6 protein-coding genes are annotated in these 7,800 nt (G+C 70.5%); 1 reads left to right on the top strand and 5 read right to left on the bottom strand.

Features of this window, described 5'->3' with window-relative positions; genetic code table 11:
* Position 1: 1 nt before the first annotated feature.
* From ACZK39_RS09200 to ACZK39_RS09215, 4 genes are all read right to left on the bottom strand, one after another.
* Positions 2–910, bottom strand: a complete 909-nt coding sequence (locus ACZK39_RS09200) for a DUF4389 domain-containing protein (RefSeq protein WP_463613109.1) — start codon at positions 908–910, stop codon at positions 2–4.
* Positions 911–1,090: 180 nt separating this feature from the next.
* Complete coding sequence (locus ACZK39_RS09205) at positions 1,091–3,031, bottom strand: acyl-CoA dehydrogenase family protein (protein ID WP_463613110.1); 1,941 nt, start codon at positions 3,029–3,031, stop codon at positions 1,091–1,093.
* 95 nt (positions 3,032–3,126) lie between these two features.
* Positions 3,127–4,017: a hypothetical protein gene (locus ACZK39_RS09210; RefSeq protein WP_463613111.1), complete on the bottom strand. Its 891-nt coding sequence runs from the start codon at positions 4,015–4,017 to the stop codon at positions 3,127–3,129.
* 8 nt (positions 4,018–4,025) lie between these two features.
* Positions 4,026–5,441: a phage tail sheath family protein gene (locus ACZK39_RS09215; RefSeq protein WP_459055511.1), complete on the bottom strand. Its 1,416-nt coding sequence runs from the start codon at positions 5,439–5,441 to the stop codon at positions 4,026–4,028.
* A 347-nt stretch (positions 5,442–5,788) separates the two neighbouring features.
* On the opposite strand from ACZK39_RS09215, the gene ACZK39_RS09220 reads away from it, so the two are divergent.
* Complete coding sequence (locus ACZK39_RS09220; RefSeq protein ID WP_459055512.1) at positions 5,789–6,313, top strand: DUF6328 family protein; 525 nt, start codon at positions 5,789–5,791, stop codon at positions 6,311–6,313.
* A gap of 18 nt (positions 6,314–6,331) precedes the next feature.
* Here the strand turns inward: ACZK39_RS09220 and ACZK39_RS09225 are convergent, their stop codons facing one another.
* Complete coding sequence (locus ACZK39_RS09225) at positions 6,332–7,675, bottom strand: right-handed parallel beta-helix repeat-containing protein (protein ID WP_459055513.1); 1,344 nt, start codon at positions 7,673–7,675, stop codon at positions 6,332–6,334.
* Positions 7,676–7,800: the final 125 nt, after the last annotated feature.

The following is a 7,800-nucleotide window of genomic DNA, read 5'->3' on the forward strand; positions in this document are numbered from 1 at the left end:
TTCAGGCTGGTGGTGGCGGGGGCGGAGTCGGTGGTGGCGGGGGCGGGGCCTCGTCGGTGGGCCAGCCGTCGTCCCACGTGGGCGGCAACGGCATCAGCCGTGGACCGTCCTGCTCGTACGGGCCCTGGTCCAGGCGGAACGGTGGGTACTCGTCGGTCATGAGGAGGGAGTAGGCCGTGACACGCAGCTGCCATCGGTTGAACCCCATGACCACGCGGTAGACCTGCTGCGGGTAGGTGCCGGAGACCAGCACGATGATGAGCGCGATCAGGACCAGGATCGGCACGAGGCCCGGCCAGTTGGTGTCCGTGGTGACCTGCCCGGCCTCGTCGTTGTGGGGGCGGGTGAAGCCGAAGAGGATGGCCAGGATGATGTAGTGCGGGATGGCCAGCAGCCACCACTTCACCAGGACCAACCCGCGGGAGAGCCGCTCGGGGTAGCGAACGTCCAGCCGGGCGGGGTAGTCGGGCACGTCGGCGAGCGTGAACGGCGGATATCGGTCCGTGGCGCCGACGCTGTAGAGGTAATACGCCAGGCGCCAGCCCCAGCGCATGACGCCGACGAGGTAGTCGAACGCCCCGCGCGGGTACCGGCCGGTGATGAGGATCGCGAGCAGCGCCCAGAACCAGGCGAACACCGCCCCGATCGCGAGGAAGGCGAGCGCGATGTAGTGAGGGAAGGCCAGGAGCCACTTCACCAGCCAGAGCGCTCGCGACACGTCGGGTCGCTCAGCGCCTTCGACGGTGACAGGGGAATCGGGACCGCGGAACGTATCCATGTCCATGGCCGAATCGTCCCAGATGTGGGCGTCCGGCGACGGAACGGTGATGAGACGCACAACAGCGCGGGTGCCCTCGGCAGTGCCACCCATCAGCGGGCTGAGGAGCGAGGAGCGCAGCGACGACCCCACCCCCGCGGGCTGAGGAGCGAGGAGCGCAGCGACGAGCCCACTCCCGCGGGCTGAGGAGCGAGGAACGCAGCGACGAGCCTCGAAGCCTCAGAAACGTGAGCTGACAAGGTCACCTTCTCGAGGCTTCGAGGCCGCTGCGCGGCACCTCAGCCAGCGGGTGGGCGGCCGCTGCGCGGCACCTCAGCCAGCGGGTGGGCGTGGGATCCGACGCCGGACGTCGGCCACCGTGGATGGGCCCGGCTCCCACGCCGCGACCCACGGCAGGTCGTCGGCGATGTGCAGGACCCCGTCCTCCAGCCCCGCGTGGTGCCCGTCGAGCACACGGCGGGCCAGGTGACGGTCGCTGCGGTCCGAGTTGTGCCACAGCGCGCCGAACAGGGCATCCACCCGAATCCTGGCCTGCTCGCAGAACGCCCCGGCCAGCTCCACGCCCTCGGGGTTGCTGTCCCGCTCGGCGGTGGCGCGCACGCAGGAGGCCGACATGGCGAACAGCTCCGCGCCGATGTCGACGATCCGGCCCAGGTAGGCCTGACGATGCTCCAACCTGCCCTGCCAGCGCGCCATCCCGGCGAAGATGGCCCGGGCCAGGCGCCTGGCGGCGCGCTCCACATAGCGAAGATGCTCGGCCAGCGGGCCGTGCTCCCGGTACGCCCCAGGCACGGTGCCAGCACCGACGGCGAGCATCGGCAGCCACCTGGCGTAGAAGCCCGACGCCCGCGCCACAGCCTCCGCCCGCGCACGTGTCGTCGCCTCGGGATCGATGATCTCGCCGGCCACCTCGAGGTGGACGTCAACGGCCTCGCGGGCGATGAGGAGGTGCATGATCTCGGTAGAGCCCTCGAAGATCCGGTTGATCCGCATGTCGCGCAGGAGCTGCTCGACTTCGGCCGGGCGCTCGCCCCGGGCGGCCAGCGACTCTGCCGTTTCGTATCCTCGCCCGCCGCGGATCTGGACCAGGTCGTCGACGATCCGCCACCCCATCTCGGAGGCGTAGAGCTTGACCAGGGCTGCCTCGATGCGGATGTCGTTGGCGTCGTCGTCGGCCAGCATGCCGGCCAGGTCCAGCATCGACTCCATGCCGTAGGTGGTGGCCGCGATGAACGCGATCCGGGTGGCGATGGCCTCATGGTCGCCCACGCGCCGCCCCCATTGGACCCGCTCCCCGGCCCAGCCGCGCGCGACGTGCAGCGACCACTTCGCCGCGCCGACGCACATCGCGGGCAGCGACAACCTGCCGGTGTTGAGGGTGGCCAGGGCGATCTTCAGCCCCTTGCCGACGCTGCCCAGGACGTTGGCGGCAGGCACGCGCACCTGATGGAACCGAATGAGCGCGTTCTCGATCCCGCGGAGGCCGACGAACGCGTTGCGGCGCTCGACGGTGATGCCGGACGAGTCCGCCTCGACGATGAACGCCGTGATGCCGCCCTTACTCCCGGGGGTGGCCGGGACGCGGGCCAGCACGACGAACAGGCTGGCGATGGTGCCGTTGGTGGCCCACAGCTTGAGCCCGTCGAGGACGTAGAAGTCGCCGTCGGGAGTGGCCGTGGTGGCAAGGCGGGCGGGATCCGATCCGACGTCGGGCTCGGTCAGCAGGAACGCGGAGACCTCACCGGCGGCCACCCTCGGAAGATACTGGTCCTTCTGGGCGGTGGTGCCGAACATCTTGACCGGCTGCGGCACGCCGATGGACTGGTGGGCCGAGAGTGTCGCGGAGACCGCGGGGTTGGCCGACCCGATCAGCGTGAGCGCCTTGTTGAAGTAGTACTGGCTGAGGCCCTGGCCGCCGTACGACTCGGGGACCTTCATCCCGAAGGCCCCGATGTCGGCGAGCTCCGCGAAGGTCTCGTCGGGGATGCTGGCCTCGCGTTCGATGCGGGCGCCGTCGATCCGGCGGCACACCTCCTCGACCCGCGTGAGGTAGCTCTCACCCTTGGCCTTGGCCGCCGGGCTGGGCGTAGGCCAGGGCTCGATGAGATCGAGCCGCAGTCTGCCGAGGAAGAGCTCCTTGCCGAAGCTGGGCTTCGTCCACTCGGTCTGTCGTGCCGCCTCCGCAACCGTGCGGGCCTCGCGGGCGCTGGGACCTTGGGTGGGCGTGGATGTGGGGTGAGTTGTGGTGCTCATGATGCCCTCCAGGAACGCATCCCACGATACTCCAGGGCGGTCGTTCCTGCGGTTGGCACTGCTACCCCCAGCGAGATGGCCTCCTCCGCGGCACCTCAGCCAACGGGATGGGCGGGGAGTGGCTCCGGGGGTGCGTCGAAGAAGCGGGTGTCGCGGGCGAAGGCGCGGAAGAACGCGAAGATGAAGCCCATCCGCTCCTCGTAACACTCCCAGGTGGTGGCCGAGCTGCCGGCCACGTCGACCGTCAGCGCATGCTCGAAGCGTTCGGCCAGGTCACACAGGTCCGCGTGCGCGAGGTGATCGAGCACCTCCGGGTAGCGGAGCCCGCCCAGGTACGACGGCGGGGGTACGTCGCGGCACACATCGATCGGCCCGTCAGGGGTGTAGACGTCGACGAAGCGGGTCACGATCCGCCCGAAGAGCCCGCCCAGCGGCATGGCCTCGTCGATCAGCGAGTCAGCGATCCACTGCTCGTGCGCGGCCACCCGCACGTTACCCAGCAGCATCAGCTCCGCGACGGCCCGGTCCGCCTCGTCGTCGAGTCCCTCCTTCGCCGCCAGAGCCCGCAGCTCGAGGGCCGACTGGTACGCGGCCAATGCTGCGGCCAACTCGGGAGCCTCGTCGAAGAGCGGATCCGCGACGGCGACCTCGAGCGCCAGGCGGGTGGGCCCACCCGCCCGCGCCACCTCGTCGAGCCAGCGGACGAAGCGGGGCGCGACGTCGGCGATGATCGTCCGGTTGCCCTCAGCGACCGCGGCCGAGGTGCCGGGGTCGAGGCCGAACGGCAGCGCGTCGCGACGGATCACCCGGCCGGCGGACGCGCTCGCCCAGGCGCCGAACGCGAGCCAGTTAACGTCAGAACGGCCGACGAGCTCGGCGACGGAGAGGGCGAGGTCGCGGTAGCAGGCGGTGATGGCTACGTTGCGCATCACCGGATCTGTGAGCGCGACCACCTCGGCGACCGCCAGCTGCGACGGATAAGGCATGGTTCATGCTAGGCGGGGGGACGTGGCCGCCGCCAGCGCACCTCGACCTGCCGCTCCCTCGCCAACTTCTCGATCAGGTAGCTGACCTCCTGGTTGGCGTAGCGGTCGTGGGAGTCGCGGACGTCCGAGCGGCCGCCAAACAGCGCGTCTGCCTCGTCGAACAGCAGCACCTGGCCGGCGCGCTCCGCCGCGTCGAACACCTCGGCCAGATTCTTCTCCGTCTCGCCGATGTAGCGCGAGACCACGCGCGACAGGTCGACGGTACGCACAGTCTGCGCGTCGATGCGCCTGCGTCCTACGAGACCGAACGGCTGGGTATCGCCGTCCGCGGGCTCTCCTGGCGCCTGGGTCTGCAGCGTGAGGCGGTGGACGTCGAACTCGGCGGGCCTCACCGTCGCGATGAACACCTCGAGGATCAGCCGTCCCGCCTCCACATCCGCCTGGGTCATGGTCTGGCCCAGTCCGCACCGTGCCCCGTAGGCATGCTCCGGCTTGGTGCCCTGCAGCGCGCCCTGGCGCCAGAGGTCGAAGAGGAAGTTCTCCACCGTCGTCCGCACCTGCACCCAGAGGGGCACGTCGTTGGGCTCGAACACCACGAAACCCAACCCCGCGGCGATGGAGGCAAGGACGTGGTCGGTGAGCCGGCGGACCGACAGGTACCGCTTGGGTGGCTCGATGCTCTGGGCGCCGGCAAGGGTGCGCGCCCCCCACACCAGGCGGCCCCGGCCGGGGAACTCACGGAGGGCATTGACGCCCTCCTGGGTCAGCAGCTCGCCCGCCTCCTCGCCTAGCGCCTCGGTGAACCCATCGATGCCGTGCAGCGCGATGTTGGCGGGGGCCTTCCAGACCCCGCGCTCGGCGTCGGATCGGGAGATGGCGCCCGCGACGGCTCCCGAGGGCGGGACCTGCACCCCGCCGACGACGAGCCATGGGTGATAGGCGGCTGCTCGCTCACGGTATGGTCCCGTCTGCTGCACCGTCGCCCTGGCAACGGCGTCGAAAGGGCCTGCGGGGAGGTCGAGCAGCAGCACGGAGCGGTGGGCCGCGCAGAAGGTGAGCGCGGCGGTCACGTGTTGGTGATGGGCGGCCGTGAGCCCGGGGATCGCGAGGACGGTCACGCCGGAGTCTTCGAGGGCGTTGAGGCCCGAGGCGCCGTCGACGGGCACGAGTTGCTCCGGGGCGGGCCCTGCCGCCCGGACGACGATCGCGCTGGTGCCCCCGTTGGCGAAGAACAGGTCGACGGCGTGACCCAGTGGCTGGTCGGCCCCGAGGGTGGGCCCGAAGGTCGCGTGATACTCGCCCGGGGCGGTGACCGTGACCGGCGTGTCCACCGGCCCCTGGGCGCAGGCGCCCACGAAGCCCGTCACCGAGGTGGGCAGCGGCTGAATGGCGGTGCCGGCGGGGATTTCCTCGATGTAGGGCATCTGTCCACTGTGGCTGACGGACCAGCGCCTGGCAAGACCATGTCGACCGCTCACTGAGGGCCTGGCCTCTCGCCGGGTTGGCTCGCACCGCGCCAATCGGTCCACCGCTCGGCGCGACCGCGACAAGCAAGGTGCCGTGACGAGACGCCCGCGCGGCTCACGTTCCTCCAGGACTGCCTCCGAGTCCCCTGAGGGCTCGACATGCGTCCTGGAGGAACAACAGCCGCACAGCCATCACTCGACCAACGCCGCGCCCCCCACAACTCGTCGGAGGGCGCCGTCCTCAGACGGCGCCCTCCGGTCAAGGGCGATGTGTGGATCACCGCGACAGTGGGTACGTCACAGGCATGAGTGATCACGATGACAACCCCCGAGCCGTGAGGGCGCGCTATCCCGACGACGAGGATCCGACCGAGCGCGACGAGACGCCCGGGGAACGCCTCGACAGACAGTGGAACGAACTGCTCCAGGAGCTGAGGGTCACGCAGACGGGCCTCCAACTCCTCTCGGGCTTCCTGTTGACGCTGCCGTTCCAGAACCGCTTCGCCGACCTGTCGCCCACCCTGCTGACGGTGTTCCTGCTAGCAGTCGCGACGGCGACGCTGGCCACGGCGCTCGTGGTCGGTCCGGTCGTGCTGCACCGGCACCTGTTCCAGGAGCATCGCAAGGACACCATCGTGGCCGCGGGGCATGTGATGGCGAAGATCGGCCTGGGACTGCTCGCGGTCACCATCGTGGCGGTGTCGTGGCTGACGTTCGGCTTCGTCCTCGGCGACCAGTGGGGCCTGGTGGGCGCGGGTGCCGCCGTCGTGGTGTTCCTCGGCCTGTGGATCATCCTCCCTCTCATCCTCAGGTCGCGCCGGGACGCATGACGGCAGTCGCTTGAGGGTTCAGCCTCCAGGGGAGGGCGACGGCGAGGGGGAGCCGATGCTTCCCCTCGCGAGCGCGCAGGTGTTGCCGGTGAGGGTGGGTGCGGCGGTGTCGGTGACCACGATCCCGTAGTCAACGTCCTTGCACACCACCGAGGCCAGAGCCCCCGTCGCTGTGCCTCCGACGATCACGGCGGCCCGGCTGGAGCCGGAGATGGTGGCGCCGTCGACGATGGGGGCCGCGGATCCCTCAACCTGAAGGCCCACCTCGCCACCGTCGATGGTGAGATCCATCAGCGTTGGGCGAGCCGCTTCGGCCACCGCGACCCCGACCTTGTTGGCGTCGAAGGCCGCCGTCGTCACCGACCCGTCAGCGTCGCCGAGGAAGCACAGGCCGCATTCGCCGTTGCCGGTGAAGGTGGTCGAGGTGATGCTGACCCGGTGCGTGCCCGCGACGGCGAGGCCGGCCCAGCCGTTGTCGCGGAACACCACGTCTGTGGCCTCCATCGAGGTGCGGCGGTCCGTGGCCAGGTCCTCGCCGACAAGCATCACACCGGCACCGCCGCCCGTGTCGTCTGGCCGGCCGCCGGAGATCTCGAGTTGGTCGAGGACGAGGGTCGCGGTGCCGCCTGCGACGACGCCGGAGCCTGGGACGGTGGTGTCGCGGGCGAGGCTCATCGACTCCAGGGCCACCGGCTCCGCCGTCGCCACCAGCACCGCGGCCTCCGGGGCGCTGGAGTTCAGCGTGGTGACGCCGGCTCCCTTCCCCTCAAGGGTGATGGCGCTGAGCAGCACCAGCGGGCCGGTGAGGTCCCACTCCCCCTCGCTGAGGAGCAGGGTTGAACCTGAGGGCGCCTCGGCGAGGGCCTCGTGAAGGTCGTCGTCGGGGAAGATGGCCCGGCGGACCGGAAGCTCGGGGATCCGCCCGTCGAGTCCCGCGACAAGCCGGGCGCGCACCGCCTCGGCCAGAGGGGTCATCGCACGGACCTCGTCGATGCCCTCGTCGACGTCCTGCCTCATCTGCTGGGCGGCGCAGTTGAGGTCTTCGACGGCGTCGCGCACCTCCTCGAGGGCATCCTGGATCTTGGTGGAGTCACCGTCGACGACAGAAGCGGGAGTGGCGGATTCGCTGGCTGTGGGTGTCGCGGTGGACTGCGGGCCCATGGCCTGCTCGTAGGAGTCGACCACGCCTTGGAGGGCCGCGCCGACGGTCGCGGCCAGGTCGCGGCATTGGGACTCGGGCCAGGCCGACGGCGAGGCCGAGGGACTGGGCGAGGGCGTGGGGGTCGCGGCGGGGTTCGCGGAGCAGCCCATGAGGGCAGTGGACGCGACGATCGACGTCACGAGTCCCACAACGGCCTTCATGCGGCCACGCTACAGCCAGTGATGCGTGATGGCGCCGGTTACGACCCTTCGAGACGGACCACGCCGCTTCGCGGGCGGCCCTCCTCAGGGAGCGAAAAGAGACCGACCACGCCGCTCCGCCGACG

Source organism: Tessaracoccus luoxuelianae, assembly GCF_055326245.1.

Bases quoted from the DNA above. Each gene is read 5' to 3' on its own strand.
- ACZK39_RS09225 (WP_459055513.1), bottom strand. From the start codon at position 7,675: ATGAAGGCCGTTGTGGGACTCGTGACGTCGATCGTCGCGTCCACTGCC.
- ACZK39_RS09210 (WP_463613111.1), bottom strand. From the start codon at position 4,017: ATGCCTTATCCGTCGCAGCTGGCGGTCGCCGAGGTGGTCGCGCTCACA.
- ACZK39_RS09220 (WP_459055512.1), top strand. From the start codon at position 5,789: ATGAGTGATCACGATGACAACCCCCGAGCCGTGAGGGCGCGCTATCCC.
- ACZK39_RS09205 (WP_463613110.1), bottom strand. From the start codon at position 3,031: ATGAGCACCACAACTCACCCCACATCCACGCCCACCCAAGGTCCCAGC.
- ACZK39_RS09215 (WP_459055511.1), bottom strand. From the start codon at position 5,441: ATGCCCTACATCGAGGAAATCCCCGCCGGCACCGCCATTCAGCCGCTG.